This is a genomic window from Acholeplasma equirhinis (genome assembly GCF_017052655.1).
GTDB classification, from domain to species: Bacteria; Bacillota_I; Bacilli_A; order Acholeplasmatales; family Acholeplasmataceae; genus Acholeplasma; species Acholeplasma equirhinis.
The window spans coordinates 828,660-843,823 of sequence record NZ_JAFIDC010000001.1; the positions used below are offsets into that span (position 1 = coordinate 828,660).

At 31.7% G+C, this 15,164-nt stretch carries 13 protein-coding genes; 1 reads left to right on the plus strand and 12 read right to left on the minus strand.

All coding sequences use genetic code 11. The features are described 5' to 3' along the window. The first annotated feature begins 49 nt into the window (after window positions 1-49). Window positions 50-3,622, plus strand: a complete 3,573-nt coding sequence (locus JV173_RS03885) for a hypothetical protein (protein ID WP_205734980.1) — start codon at window positions 50-52, stop codon at window positions 3,620-3,622. 41 nt (window positions 3,623-3,663) lie between these two features. On the opposite strand, the gene obgE is transcribed toward JV173_RS03885, so the two are convergent. The 12 genes from obgE to thrS form a co-directional block, all read right to left on the minus strand. After that, window positions 3,664-4,923: a GTPase ObgE gene (gene obgE / locus JV173_RS03890; RefSeq protein ID WP_205734981.1), complete on the minus strand. Its 1,260-nt coding sequence runs from the start codon at window positions 4,921-4,923 to the stop codon at window positions 3,664-3,666. A 58-nt stretch (window positions 4,924-4,981) separates the two neighbouring features. Next, a complete protein-coding gene (gene rpmA / locus JV173_RS03895) occupies window positions 4,982-5,260 on the minus strand; it encodes a 50S ribosomal protein L27 (protein WP_205734982.1) in 279 nt (92 codons plus the stop codon). A gap of 2 nt (window positions 5,261-5,262) precedes the next feature. Continuing rightward, the gene (locus tag JV173_RS03900; protein WP_205734983.1) at window positions 5,263-5,577 is read right to left on the minus strand and encodes a ribosomal-processing cysteine protease Prp; all 315 of its coding nucleotides are present in this window, start codon (window positions 5,575-5,577) and stop codon (window positions 5,263-5,265) included. 2 nt (window positions 5,578-5,579) lie between these two features. Beyond that, window positions 5,580-5,879: a 50S ribosomal protein L21 gene (gene rplU, locus JV173_RS03905; protein ID WP_205734984.1), complete on the minus strand. Its 300-nt coding sequence runs from the start codon at window positions 5,877-5,879 to the stop codon at window positions 5,580-5,582. A gap of 159 nt (window positions 5,880-6,038) precedes the next feature. Next, complete coding sequence (locus JV173_RS03910; protein WP_205734985.1) at window positions 6,039-6,980, minus strand: DUF697 domain-containing protein; 942 nt, start codon at window positions 6,978-6,980, stop codon at window positions 6,039-6,041. Between the two features lie 32 nt (window positions 6,981-7,012). Next, window positions 7,013-7,672, minus strand: coding sequence for a RadC family protein (radC, locus tag JV173_RS03915; protein WP_205734986.1), 660 nt, complete (start codon window positions 7,670-7,672; stop codon window positions 7,013-7,015). Between the two features lie 49 nt (window positions 7,673-7,721). Beyond that, window positions 7,722-8,339, minus strand: a complete 618-nt coding sequence (locus tag JV173_RS03920) for a DUF6320 domain-containing protein (protein ID WP_205734987.1) — start codon at window positions 8,337-8,339, stop codon at window positions 7,722-7,724. Between the two features lie 71 nt (window positions 8,340-8,410). Continuing rightward, complete coding sequence (locus tag JV173_RS03925) at window positions 8,411-9,688, minus strand: hypothetical protein (protein WP_205734988.1); 1,278 nt, start codon at window positions 9,686-9,688, stop codon at window positions 8,411-8,413. A 2-nt stretch (window positions 9,689-9,690) separates the two neighbouring features. Beyond that, entirely contained in the window at window positions 9,691-10,698 is a 1,008-nt protein-coding gene (locus tag JV173_RS03930; RefSeq protein ID WP_205734989.1) for a P-loop NTPase, read from the minus strand. Next, window positions 10,691-12,076, minus strand: coding sequence for an ABC transporter permease (locus tag JV173_RS03935; protein WP_205734990.1), 1,386 nt, complete (start codon window positions 12,074-12,076; stop codon window positions 10,691-10,693). The genes JV173_RS03930 and JV173_RS03935 overlap by 8 nt, the downstream gene beginning before the upstream one ends. After that, window positions 12,063-12,968 (minus strand): ABC transporter ATP-binding protein, encoded by a 906-nt coding sequence (locus JV173_RS03940; protein ID WP_205734991.1) that lies wholly within the window; start codon window positions 12,966-12,968, stop codon window positions 12,063-12,065. Before JV173_RS03940 ends, JV173_RS03935 begins: the two co-directional genes overlap by 14 nt. Window positions 12,969-13,092: 124 nt before the next feature. After that, window positions 13,093-15,021: a threonine--tRNA ligase gene (thrS, locus tag JV173_RS03945; RefSeq protein WP_240453009.1), complete on the minus strand. Its 1,929-nt coding sequence runs from the start codon at window positions 15,019-15,021 to the stop codon at window positions 13,093-13,095. Window positions 15,022-15,164 lie beyond the last annotated feature (143 nt).

A 15,164-nucleotide genomic window follows, 5' to 3' on the forward strand; every position in this document is an offset into this window, starting at 1 on the left:
CATTTTTTGTTATCTTTATTATGTTATAATAAATTTAGTAGGTGAAAGAATGACCTTTGAATTTGTTACAGAAGCGATTAACAACTTAAAAAATCTAGCAAGTAAAGACAAGAAATATAAAGCAATTACTGATAGAATAGCAACCTTACTCCAAGATTTATCTAAGGAGTTTTTAGCATTTAAGGAAACGCATGAAAAAGTAACAAGAGATACAAAGCATGCACATTTAATTACCAAACAAAATCATCAAGATAAGATGAAAGTTTTACGCGAAAACTACGCTTTATTTGAAAAAGATACGAAAGATAAAATTAAAGCCTTATATCTTGCAAAAGATAGAAACATCGAAACATTAAAATTAAAAACTTCAAAAGATATCGACAAATTCAACCATGAAATTAACGAACTTGAAGAAAAGTTAAATTTACTTAATAAACAAGCATTAACAACTAAGTCTAAAGATTTAGCTTATATTGAAAAAGTCATTGCAGACATCAAAAAACAAAGTGCGAAATCCATGCACCAAATTAAACAAAACGCTGCAAGTGAACTCGTAAAAGTTGAAGCGAAATATCAAGAAGATGTTTTAGTGATTCAAAAAAATCAAGAAGCATTTGAACAAAACATGAAACTTGAAAAAGAACGCATTGTCACATCAAAAGCTTTATATCGCGAACAATCCGATTCCAAATATTTAAGTGTTAAAAATGATTATCATCAAGCTTCTACCGCTTTTAATAAAAAGGTAGACCAATTAAAGAAGAAAAAAGATGATGCATCAAATAAATTAAAATCTAGATATCAAGAATCTTTAGTACCAATTGATCTTGAATTAAAAGCTTTAGAACAATCTTATCAAGATTTAAAGTCTGAACATGAAAGAATATATTCTGAAAAGATTGAAACGCATAAAAATCAGATTTCAGTCATTATTGAAAAGTACAATCAAAAGAAAGAACAAATCATCAAGGAAACAAGTGAATCAATTACTTTATATAACTCAAAGTTATCAGCATTCCGTGAAGCATTAATTAAAGATCGTGCTGAACAACAAAAAGAATATAAAGAACAAAGAAATCTTGCTAACAATGAAGATGAAAGAAAACTACTCTATAAGGAATTTTCTATAATCACAAGAGCTCAAGATGCTGAACTCAATAAACAAGTCCAAAGAACAAAAAAAGATACCGTAACTAAGACTAGAGAACAGTACCAAAAATTAAATCAAGCTGAAATTGAATTTTTAGAAGATCGCTCTAAATGGCGTATTGAAGGTAAAATCTTACTCATAAACGAAAAATTAGAAAACTATTATAACGAACAAAATTATCAATATAAAGCAAGAGAAATCGAAACTAAGTTAAAGAAATTAAAACTGAATTTAGACCACGATTTAGAGCTTCTTGATATTAAACATCTTGAAGCAATCGCTCCACTTGATAAAGATTTAGCTGTTGCAAATGCAATCTCTGAACGTGATATTAATTTACTTTCAAATGATACAAACTATCACTTAAACCACTTCCAACATCAAGAAGATACGATTGATCATAAAATATTCCTATATCAACTTGAATGTCAGGAACAATTAGAAAAACTTAGAATTAAACTTGAGTATGATAAAAATGTTTTAATGATGACTGAACAATTATCTTTAGAAAAAGAAACTGTCATTTTAGAACAACGTTTAAAAAATCAAGAACTTAAACAGAATTTAACTTTAAGTACATTTGAGGTTACAAACCTTACAAATGAACTTGAATTTTTACTTGAAAAAACTCAGCTTTCTACAGAAATTAACTACAAGATTAAAGAACAGAAAATTTTAAATGACTCATATCATGACGAGACATCATCCTTTGTTTCAGATTTAGATCAAGAAATAAAATTCGAAAATGATAAAGTTTACTATCAAGATCAATTGTCTCAAATTGATACCGAAATGGTTGTCTTAAATAAAGAGTTAGATATCATTCATTCAAGAATCCACTACCTCTTCAATCAAGTGTACATTGTTTATAATGTGCACCATCATTTCATGTTAGAACTTATTAATTTATATCAATTGCCTGCTCACCCTGAAGATGTTAAACAATATATTACACTCTATTTAGAAGTCTTTAGAGAATTATCAAATATCCAAACATCCGCAATTGATGAATTTCTAGTTGATATGCAATCATATCATGAAACTAGATTCAATGATTTAACAAATCATCATTATCAAACTAACCTTAAAGTTTTAACAACAAATTTTCAAACATCAATGAAAGCACTAGATGATGAACTCAATGGATATAATGTTGAAATTCAGAAAATTGATAATCAAATCATGGTTTTAGAATCTAATATCGACCGCATTCAATCAAAAATTAATGTACTAGAAATTAAACAATCTGAAATTCAAGATAAAAAAGAAAATAAGAAATATCAAGTTGAAATCGAAGACCTTCAGAAACAAATTAATTCAATCGAAACCGAGATGCAAAAACTTGATAAAGAAATTCAAAAGTTCAATAAACCAATGGATAAGATTAAAACTTTAAAAGATAATCTATCGCGTCAATTTGAACTTGAAAAAGATAATTTAATTTCTCAACAACAAAAAGATACTAAAATTTACTTCCAACAACTTACATTCTATAAGAACTTAATGAAGAAATTAAGTACACTCTTTGTAAACTATGAATCTAAAATTGGACCATTAACTGAAAAACTAAATCAACCAATTTATTTAACCGAAGATATGATTAAAGAATACGAGAAAAACTTTAAACGTTTAGAAGCATCGTTTGAAAAACAATCTCATGTCTTATATCAATCATTGTTAAAGGGTTCTATTCTTCTTTTTGAGAAACTCAATAAGGATCAATCTAATTTAAAGTCAAACTTCCTTAAAGAACAAAAAGATGATTTGGAAGCTCATGAGAAAATATTACTTACCAATCGAAATGCACTCGATCTTTATCGAAACCGATTAAAAGCTCAACTCGCATCCCTTGAAAAAGAGAAAATCTTATCAATTGAAACATCAATTGAAAATATCAAACAAACAAAATTGAGTGAAATCGAAACACTTAAAAATCAAATTAAAGCCTTTGAAACTCAAATTCTTCAAACAGAAGAAAAGATCAAGAATGAACTTATTTTAATTGATTCAAACCTAACTTCAGTGATTACTCAACTTGATGTTGAATTCCAAAAGAACTTAACAAAGAGTGCTGACACCTTCATGAAGTCTAATCAAAAAGCAAACGACCAAATGGATTTAAAGATTAAAAATCTTAAATCCTTAGAAGAAACGACTCAACTTAAAAATGGTTTATTAAATACTAGATTCCAACAAACTGAAGTCAAATTAAACGAACAACTAAAAGAAAAACTAGCATCTTATTTAGATCAAACAACTAAGAAAAATTTACTTCATCAAAAACGCCTAACATCAATTGAACAAGAACTTAAACAAAGTTATGAAAAGAAAGAATCCATGATTCTTTCATTCAAGAAAAAGAGTGAGCATAATGCAAATCAAATTCAAGTTGAAGAAAAACGCATGCTTGATAAGGATTTAAAGGATGCAAACCAAAGTTATCAGTTTAAACAAAGAACATTAAAAGTCTAATAAAAAATCCCTCGTTTTGAGGGATTTTTTCATCTTTATAATTATTCTAAATATTCAAATTCGTATGAAAGAATTCTAACAATATCACCGTGCTCAACACCTGCTTGTTTTAGAGCATCATCGATACCTAAACCACGAAGTTGTCTTGCGAAACGTTTGATTGCAGATTCATTATTGAAGTCTGTACGATTAAAGAGTTGCATTACTTTTTCACCTGATACATCAAAGATACCATCATCACCTTTGGTGATAATAAATTCTTTATTAACTTCTTCATCAAATGTATAGAGTTTAGTTGATGATTTAGGTTCAAGTTTTGGAACTTCTTTTAATGCTTCAATGATTTTATATTTAAGTTCTTGGAGTCCAGATCTTGTTGCAGCTGAAATTGGTAGAACTTCAATATTACCAAGTTTCTTTTTAAACTCAGCTAATTTTTCTTCTGCACCTTCAATATCCATTTTATTCGCAACAACAATTTGTTTACGTTCTTTTAGGGATTCATCATATTGAACAAGTTCATTATTAATGACTTCATAATCTTTGAAAGGATCTTCTGATTCCATTGAAACGATGTGAAGTAAGACTCTACATCTTTCAACGTGCTTTAAGAATTGGATACCAAGACCAACACCTAAGTGTGCGTGTTCAATTAAACCAGGTAAGTCTGCAACAACAAATGATTGATCATCAACTTGGACCATACCAAGTTGAGGAGAAAGTGTTGTAAAAGGATAGTCAGCAATCTTAGCTTTAGCATTTGAAATTGTTGAGATTAATGTTGATTTACCAACAGATGGAAATCCAAGAAGCCCAACATCTGCTAAAACTCTTAATTCTACTTTAGCTAAAAAGTGTTGTCCTAAATCACCTTTTTCAGCAAAATCAGGTGCTTGGTTTCTATTCGTAGCAAATGCAATATTACCTCTACCGCCTTTACCACCCTTAGCAACTAATAATTCTTGACCATGGTGTAACACTTCACCGATTAATCTACCATCTTCATGATAAACAACAGTACCTAGTGGAACTCTTACATATGTATGTTCAGCATTTGCACCAAACATACCTTTAATTTCACCTCTATTACCATGATTACCACGGATATGACGGTTATATTTTAAATCAATTAAAGTGTTTTTACCTGAATCACCAACAAAATAAATGTTGCCTCCGTTACCACCATTACCACCTGATGGACCACCGAATTCAACATGGGCTTCACGTCTGAAAGCAACTTTACCGTCGCCACCTTTACCAGCTTTAATTTCTACTGTTACTTCATCTATAAAAACACTCATTTTTAATACTCCTAATTGTATTATATCAAGAAAAAAAGGTAATTAGATTACCTTTTAGTTATGCAGCGTATACTGAAACTTGTTTACGGTCTTTGCCAACACGTTCGTATTTAACAATACCTTCGACCATAGCAAATAGTGTGTCATCGCCACCACGACCAACGTTTAGTCCTGGATGGATTTTAGTTCCACGTTGACGGTAGATAATTGCACCAGCTTTTGCTAATTGTCCATCAGCTAGTTTCATACCTAAGCGTTTAGATTGAGAGTCACGACCATTTCTAGTTGACCCTACCCCTTTTTTAGACGCGAATAACTGTATATTGAGTTTTAACATGGTTATTCCTCCTTTAGATTTTTAATGTGAGATTTATATTGAGCTTCAAGCTCATTTAATGTGTAAATTAAATTTTGGAGTAATCCTTCGATTGTTGCATTAGATCTTAATACTTTTAATACGAAGTCTCCACTTTTAACTTTAGTTTGGATAGAATCCTTAAATCCTAAAGTTTCAATTGCATTAGCTGTCATAATTAAAGCGGTTGATACGGATGCACACACAATATCAGTTCCATAGTCACCGAAGAGTGCATGTCCTTTAACTTTAATTTCGTTAACATATCCATTTTCTTTTTTGAAAGTATAATGAATCATAATTATTCTACGATTGATTTAACAACTAACTTAGTGTATGGTTGACGATGACCTTGTTTTCTACGTAAGTTCTTACGACGTTTGTACTTGAAAACAATGATCTTTCTTTGTTTACCTTGTTTTACAACTTCAGCGATAACTTTAGCACCTTCTACTAATGGACTACCCACTTTAGAATCTGTAGCTAACACTTCTGTAAATTCGTAAATGTCACCAGGATTTACATCTAGTTTTTCAACATAGATTTCTTGTCCTTCAGTAACTTTTAATTGTTTACCGCCTGTAACGATAACTGCAAACATGTTTGTTCCCTCCTTATATTTTTTTATTTTCGAAGACTCACTATGAAGGTAGCTTTAAAGCATTTAAAACCTTTTCTATGTGGTACAACGCAAGATATTTTATATGATATTTCTAACTTTGTCAAGTAAATATAACATATTTACAGAAAAACCCACACTTTACTTTGCTTCGTCAAGGTCTTCTAGTTTCTTAGCCTTTGGTTTAAACATATTAAAGACTGCATTAGGGAAAATCATGAGTCCATCTGCGATAACCATCGGTAAGTGTTTTGCTGCTTCTAGAAGCGCACCAAAGCGAATCTTTTCTTTTGTTAAGTCTTCCGCATCATCAAATAAATACTTTCTTGTCACGATACCAATTCTTAAAGTTAATAAAGCATTTGAGATACCTTCAACAACAGATGACATCACTGGTTTAATCAGTGGAATTTCACCTAACATATTCATTGTTGATTGAGGAAGCACGTCTTGAATTTTAATATTTTCAAGTCCTTCTGCAATCAGTGCAGTTGTAAAGACGTTGACCACAAGTTTCGCAAGATTTCGATAACTTGGTCTAAAGCCACACATAACAACCAAATCCTTAATCATACGAACATTGACTACAATTACAGTTATGAAATCTAATCGACCATTTTGAGAAATTGCAGTAGAGATCATCACAGTTTTTGCATGTTCTCTAATTTTTGCATTCATCTTTTTCTTAATATGGTGATTATACGCATGGTTTAATGCATCACGAAGTTTGTGTGCATCACCCATTGCATTTTTAATCTCTTCTTTTTCAGCTTGAGTTAGATCATTATTGTCTAATAATCTCTTAGCAACCACTTTGAAAACACTATATGTTTTCTTAGGGTTTTTGTCTAAGGTTGTATCAATTGAAAATGAAGGTGACCATAAAATGATAACGATTGGTCTAACCAATAAAAAATAAGTAAGTAATACTGCAAGCACATAGAAGCCATAAGATACATATGGGTGGATTGTAGCGAGTTGATTACCAATTTGTAATACAGATGCTGTTACCATCATAATGATTAAAATAATCGCACCAACACACGCTAAATACCAAAGTTTAACACTAGAGTCTTTTTTCATCTATTTCACATCCTCTTTATGAATAGATTATATCAAACTTTTACTAAGTTTCGCCCTTTATAAGAGTAATATTCAAATTTACCAATAATCATATGGTCGATTAACTCTACTGAAAGTAGTTCAGATGCCTTTTTAACCTTTTCTGTTAAGAGATCATCTTGTATCGAAGGTCGTGCATCTCCAGTTGGATGATTATGAATCATAACAATCCCATATGCACCAAATTTGATTGCACTTTTAAATAAATCTTTAACTGAAACTGTAATCGATGTTGTCGTTCCAATATAAACAGTTTCTTTCTTTAAAACACTACCCTTTATATCAAGTGTTAAAACAATTAAATGTTCTTGTTCTAACAGTTCCATTTCATCTTTTAAGAATTCATAAATATCTTCAGTTGTTGTCATTGGTTTTGCTTTATTGTGCGATTTTTCATGGATTCTTCTGCCAAGCTCAAGTGCGGCAAGAATGGTTGTAGCCTTTGCTTCATTTATCCCTTTAACGGTCATTAAATCCTCTAATTTCAGCGTTTTAATATAACTTATGTGTCTAAATAGGTTCATTACTTTAAGTGACAAATCCAGCACATTTTCATTCTTAGTTCCTGTCCGTAAAAGGATTGCTATAAGTTCATGATTATCGAGTGCAAATGCACCATATTTAATTAGTTTTTCTCTAGGTAGATCTTGCATATAAAAAGTCCTCACATACTATAGTAGTAAGTAAGGACATTGAATTCTTTTATATTCTGAAGATTTTAACTAATTCTTGTTTTGTTGTACGCGGTGCGAAGACCCACATAATCGCAAGCAAGATTATCCCTGCAAGTCCTACCATTGCACCTGTCCATTCAATACCTTGTTCCATCCAATCGGTTGTAAAAGGAACGATTGAAACAAGTAAATCTAGGATGACTAAGAAGAATAAACTTCTAACATGTAAGAAATATTTCTTAGGCATCGTTGCAATGATTAATGGTAAGAGTGCTGTTGTACCAAGAAATAAGAATGGAACAACATAGGTCATTGCCCATTTGGTATGACCTGTAAATAAATCTAAAATAACTAACAAGATTGAAACAATGATGACTTGACGGATTGCTTTGGTTGGATAATCATGTTTACTCATAATAATTTGACTAAAGAGTAACCAAATATAGATTAATGTACCAACGATAATTAAACTCCAATATTCAGCAAATTGATTCCAAGTCAACCAGTTAATTACACCAACAATGAGAGAAATCGCTATTGAGATGACACCTAAAATTCTTAATGCAATATCACCTTTATTCTTAATGACCTTAACATCAGGATAACCAACTGTAATGATGCTATCTTCAACATTAATTGTTTTCATTAAACGTCCACATACAATACATGTTTTTTCCTTATGATCATGAACGACATTACAATGTTCACAAAATTGCATCATACCACCTCCCAGTTATTGGCTTCAATACGCGATAAGATACCTTGTTCTTTAAGGATAACAAAGAATGCTTTTTCAAAATCACGATCAATAATCTTAGAGATAAATGAAAGACATAAGACATCACCAAATGAAACCACTGAAGCAGCTTTTGGTGTATCTTTAGAAGGTGCAATTGTAAATTGATAATGACTAATGTGTGGAATCATTTGTTTAGGTAATTCAACTCTACCTAAATTGGAGATGTCATATGAATTTAAGGTTTCACCAATAACACCATAAACACTGCGCATCGCAGGAATTTTAATTAACAGTGGTGCCATACGTAGCAAGAAGTTTTGTTCGATTTTAACATTACCTATAATTCGATTGACCATTAAATCCGGATCCATTTCTTTTTTCATAGATTCTTTGACATGGTCTAAAATTATTTTCAATTCTTGTTCAGGTTGGTTTAAATCGTAATTAATTCTAACGTAGTTCACAAAATTACGCAGTGTAACAGTTGGGAACATATTTCTTAAGTTAACCGGAATAAAAACTCTAAAGAGATTTTTATATTTCATTCCTGGTCCACCACTTCTTTTAGCAGCTAAAATAATTAACCCTACAAAGAATTCAGTCACAGATACACCATAACTTTTCGCAACTTTTCTAATTTGTTCAACAGAAATATACGCATGCATTAATGCATTATAGTTATTTTCGTAAAAGGTACCTTTCAAGTGATGTGCTTTAGGTTCTTTTAGATTAACGATTTTTTGTTTATTATATAGTTTTTGGAATTCATCTTGAACCTCAGCATAACTACCTGCAACATCTGCAGTAATAATTAAACCTTCTGGATCAATTTCTGCACCACGAATTGTTAAGTATTCATACGCAAGAGAGTTGATAAACTCTAACGCACCTTTACCATCAGTTAATGCATGGAAAAATTCAACCGATAAGCGGTTTTTATAATAGAATGTTCTAAATAGAAAATCATTATTTTCTCTAGGGTCTAGATATTCATTAATGAGTCCATTTTCTTCTCTTAGGATTGGTGTCTTTAAATTTTCTTCAAAGAAAAACCAGAAGAATCCTTTTCTGATTCTTACATTCAAATGTTTAAAACGTTTAGTTATTCTGATTAATGCTTTTTGTAAATCTTCTACAACGATTTCTTCTTTAAAGACAATCGATTGACGAAACATGTAGCTACGTGATTCGTTTGCTACAACAGGGAAGATTTTGGCTGCATTATCAAGATCATAAAACTTTCTTAATTTAGCCAAATTTAAACCTCACTTTGAATCAAATTTAGTATATCTTGTGCGAGTTTATAATATAGTTTACCATTCATATCTTCTAAACTGAACAAATATGATGTTTGATCAAGTGGTTGATTAATCGGAATTTGAGTTAAAAGTGGTGCATTTATGGTATCTGCTACCATTTTACCGCCACCTTCACCAAAAATAAATTCATTCTTACCATTTGCTTCATTAAAATAGTAACTCATATTTTCAACAACACCTAAAACTTCATGTCCAATCTCCTTCGCACCAAGACCAGCTTTTAATGCAACATGGCTCGCATTTGGATGTGGTGTTGTTACAAGCACCATTTTAGCATGTGGAATGAATGATTGAACATCCAGTTGAACATCACCAGTACCTGGTGGTAGGTCAACAAAAATAAATTCAGTGTCTGGGTCCCATGCAGTATTTTCAAAGAAATGCATGAGCAGTTTTCCAAGCATTGGACCACGCCACATTAATGGTTGGTTTTTTGGCATGAAAAACTCAGGTGAAATCACTTGAATACCGTCTTTTTCTGCAGGGATTAATTCATCATCTTCTGTTGTTGAAAGTGGTTCAATTGGAATTTGAAAGATTGAAGGTAATGATGCACCATAAACATCGGTATCAATGACACCAACAACCTTACCTAATCTTTGAAATGCAAGCGCTAGGTTAGCAGTCACAGTTGACTTTCCAACCCCACCTTTTCCAGAGATCACTCCAATATAAGTAACTTTTCTTTCCTCATCTATCGAGAATTTAGAATCTGTAAACTCAATCTTTAAACCAGGATATTGATATTTAACCTTAACCAGTCTTGCAATATCAAGTTTAATCTTAGTTTCATCCTTTTTACGGGATTTTAATGCAACCTTCATTTCAACAACATCATGCTCATTCACAGCAATCGCTACTAGACTGCCTGCTTGTTCAAAGGAAAGATTTAAGGTTGGGTCAACTAATTTTAATAGATCAAGTTTTAGATCATCAAACTTACTCAAGATGATTCTCCTCATACATTTTTTGATTTTCTTTTAATGCTTTCGCAGTTTTAATCGTATTTTTAATACGTTTGAATAAACCAGATTGGTCATAAGATAGGATACTTGCACGATACAGTGGTGAAATTAATATGACAAGTAATACTACAAATGCAAGCACAATCGCAACACCAATCCAAGCCTCACCTATTGTCATAAAGCCCATTGCAAGGTTCACTGGTAAAACCATTGGTGTAAAGAATGGAATATAACTTAAGATTAAGATTGCTTCTTTTGAACCTAAAGTTCCTGCAAAGATTGCTCCCATATACCCAAATGTTAAAAGTAACATAACAGGTGATTGTGTTTGTTGATAGTCTTCTTGGTTAATTGATAAAGAACCAATGAAAGCACCAACGACTGAATAAAGTGTTGTACCAATTAATGCACAAATTAATACGAAACCAATAACAGGTAATAAATCAATATCAAGTGATTGGGTCACATTACCCCATGAAGAACCAAGACCACCGGCTTTTGAAATGAGTTCATTACCAACAATACCTACGACACCGTACATGAAATATAAGAATAATTGAATGAGTTGAAATGAAATTAATGATAAGTTTTTTGCAAGGAAATGTGTTGATGGTTTCACTGAAGCAATAATTATTTCAATTGCTTTAGTTGATTTTTCCTCAATAATTTCAGCACCAATTGCTTGGAATGCAAATGTAATTAAGATGAAAATTGGAATAATTACAACTGGTGCAAACGCAGCCATGATTTCACTCACACCATCATCAACAACATTTGGATTTTCAACCATAACAGGTTGTAAATCTGAAACTAACGTTGGATCAAATGTAGGGTGATCAATTTGATATTTAAATCTTTGTAAATCAGATACTGCAACTTGAATCATTTGTAAAACTGCTGGATGCATACCACTGTCATAAATTTTTACAACGATTTTCTCATTGTCTTTATCGAGTGGATTACCATCTGGATCAATCAGTTCTAAATAAATATAAACTAATCCTTTTTCAATATTTGTTTCATCATAATAATTATCTGTTGGAATTCTATTAGCGTTTGTTGTGACGTTGATAGTTAATTCAACTTCATATCCAAATTGCGGATTAAGAAGTGAATAATAAACAGTATCTTTGACTCTTGTACCTAAATCGGCTTCACCAACTTCATAACCTGTTGTATTTACAATTAAAATGGTGTCGTTTAAAACTTCACCTTTACCTCCTGTAAACATGGTTACTAATGAAGGTAACATGGTAACTGCAATAATTAAAAGTCCTACAACAACATTTGAAATGACGAAGGCTTTAGACATAATACGTTTCTTTAGGCCGTATTTAATTAGATAACTAAGCTTCTTCATATTTCTTACCAACCTTCGCAATAAAGATTTCTTCTAAAGTTGCTTCATCAACATCAAAGCGTCTCACGTGTTCTAGTGTTTTAATATAATCAAAGACTGCTTTTGCATTTTCTTCAGACTCAACTCTAACAATCCATTCATTCGCATTTTCAATAACATCATAAACACCAGAAATTTCACGTAAACGTCCAGCATCTACACCATCTGCAATAATTGAAATGGTTTGTTTCTTAAATTGTTTTTTAATTTCTTTAATTATCCCTGATAAAACCATCTTACCTTTTTGTAAGATGACTAATCTCTCGCAAAATGATTCAACATGATCTATTTGGTGAGATGAGAAAATAATAGTACAACCTTTCTTTTGGTACTCTTTAATAACTCCAACAAATAATTCCATGTTGATGACATCAAGTCCTGAGAAAGGTTCATCTAGTACTAAAAGACTTGGTTCATTAATTAAGGCTGAGATGAATTGAATCTTTTGTTGATTACCCTTTGATAACTCTTTGATTTTCTTATTCTTATACGACTCAATATCAAAGCGTTTAAGCCAATAATCAAGTCTTTCTAAAATTGTTTGAACAGGTACATTTTTTAATTGACCAAAATACAGCATTAAATCTTTTACCGTTAATTTTGTTAATAGACTGCGTTCTTCAATCATATAACCAATTTTATCTACTGTGTCGTAAGATACGAATTTACCATCATACTTTACATAACCTTTAGATGGATAAAGTAATCCCATGATCGTTCTAAATGTTGTTGTCTTACCTGCACCATTGGTACCAAGTAATCCAAAAATTTCACCTTTATTAACTTCAAAAGATAAATCATCAACAGCAACGAAATCACCATACTTTAGAGTGACATTTTTTACTTCTAACATCGCTTTACCTCTTTACTTTCATTATCTAGTAATATGATAACACATTTCATGTGTATCATAAATGTAACTTATCCCTTAATGAATGAAAAAAGCAGTCCAAAACTGCTTTTTACTTAAATAAAGGTTAATTTTTTTCTGACGCACGTTGTTTGAAGATTTGGATAAACTCTTCAATTGAAACTGTGTGTTGTAAAGTTTGACCATATTCACGATAAGTCACTTTACCTTCTTTAACTTCATTTTCACCGATAACTAGTTGATAAGGCACTTTCATTGTTTGAGCTTCTCTAATCTTATAACCTAGTTTTTCGTTTCTGAAGTCTGATTCAACACGGATGCCTAGTTTTGCAAATTTTTCATGTAATGATTTGACATAGTCACCATGTGCATCTACAGATACTGGGATTAACATCATTTGAACTGGTGCTAACCATAATGGGAAGGCACCTTTATATTCTTCAATTAAGTATGCAACAAATCTTTCCATTGTTGATACAACACCACGGTGAATAACAACTGGACGTTTATCATTCTTACCATCTTCACCAACATAAGTTAAGTCAAAACGTTGTGGTAATAAGAAATCAAGTTGAACAGTTGAAAGTGTTTCTTCCATTCCTAAAGCGGTTTTAACTTGAATATCAAGTTTTGGACCATAAAAGGCTGCTTCACCAATTGCTTCTTTATATGGCATACCTAAATCATCCATAACTTGTTTAAGTTTTGCCTCAGCATTTTGCCACATTTCATCATCATCAAAGTATTTTTCAGTGTTTTCTGGATCGCGATATGATAGACGGAATGAGAAATCTTTAATCTTGAAATCTTTATAAACTTCAATGATTAAATTCACAACTCTTTTAAATTCTTCTTCAATTTGGTCAGGACGTACAAAGATATGTGCATCATTTAAAGTCATTTCGCGGACACGTTGTAACCCTGATAAAGCACCACTCTTTTCATATCTGTGCATCATACCAAGTTCAGCAATACGAATTGGAAGTTCACGATAGGAATGTAAATCCTTTTTATAAATCATCATATGGTGTGGACAGTTCATTGGTCTTAGAACTAACATTTCACCATCACCTAAATCTATTGGGGGATACATGTTTTCATGATAATGATCCCAGTGTCCTGAACGTTTATAGAATTCAACGTTTGCCATAATAGGTGTATAAACATGTAAATAACCTAATTCGATTTCTTTATCAACGATATAACGTTCGATTAAACGACGAACAGTTGCACCTTTTGGTAACCAGAAAGGAAGACCTGAACCAACATCATTGTTCACCATAAACAGATCTAATTCTTTACCAAGTTTACGATGGTCTCTAGCTTTTCTTTCTTCTAAGATTTCTAAGTGTTTAGCAAGCTCTTCTGGTGTGAAGAATGCAGTACCGTAAATACGAGTTAATTGTTTATTCTTAACATCACCTCTCCAGTATGCACCAGCTAAACTTAATAATTTAAAGTTTTTGATATAACTTGTTGAAGGTACATGTCCACCACGACAAAGATCAGTAAAATCACCTTGAGAGTAAACTGTTAAACCATCAGCTTTAAATTGTTCAATTAATTCTAATTTATATGCGTCATTCTTGAATAGTTCTTGTGCTTCTTCGAATGAAACCTCTTTTCTTTCAATCTTAAAGTCAGCCTTTGCAAGTTCTGCCATCACTTTTTCAAGTTCTGGTAATTTTGCATCACTAAAGATGTCATCACCAAAGTCAACATCATAGTAGAAACCTTCTTCAATTGCAGGACCTACACCAAACTTAGCATTTGGATATAATCTCTTGATTGCTTGAGCCATTAAGTGTGCAGCACTATGGTTTAATACATCAAGTGATTCTTTATCTTTTGCTGTAAGTAAAATTAAAGAACCGTCTTCTAAAAGACCTCTGTTCGATTCGATTAAATGTCCATTAAATTTTGCTGCAACAACTTTCTTTGCTAAAGAAATAGAAATGGATTCAGCAATTTGTAAAGGACTAATACCTTTATTAAATTCTTTGATACTTCCATCTGGGAAAGTAATTTTTATCATGATTAACCTCCTAAAAAATAAAAATCCTTACATATCAAAAATATGTAAGGACGAAATAAACTATTCCGCGGTACCACCTTAGTTCCAGTTACCTGGCACTCAATTATATCTTTAACGCAGATTTACGGACTTATTGGGTTAAG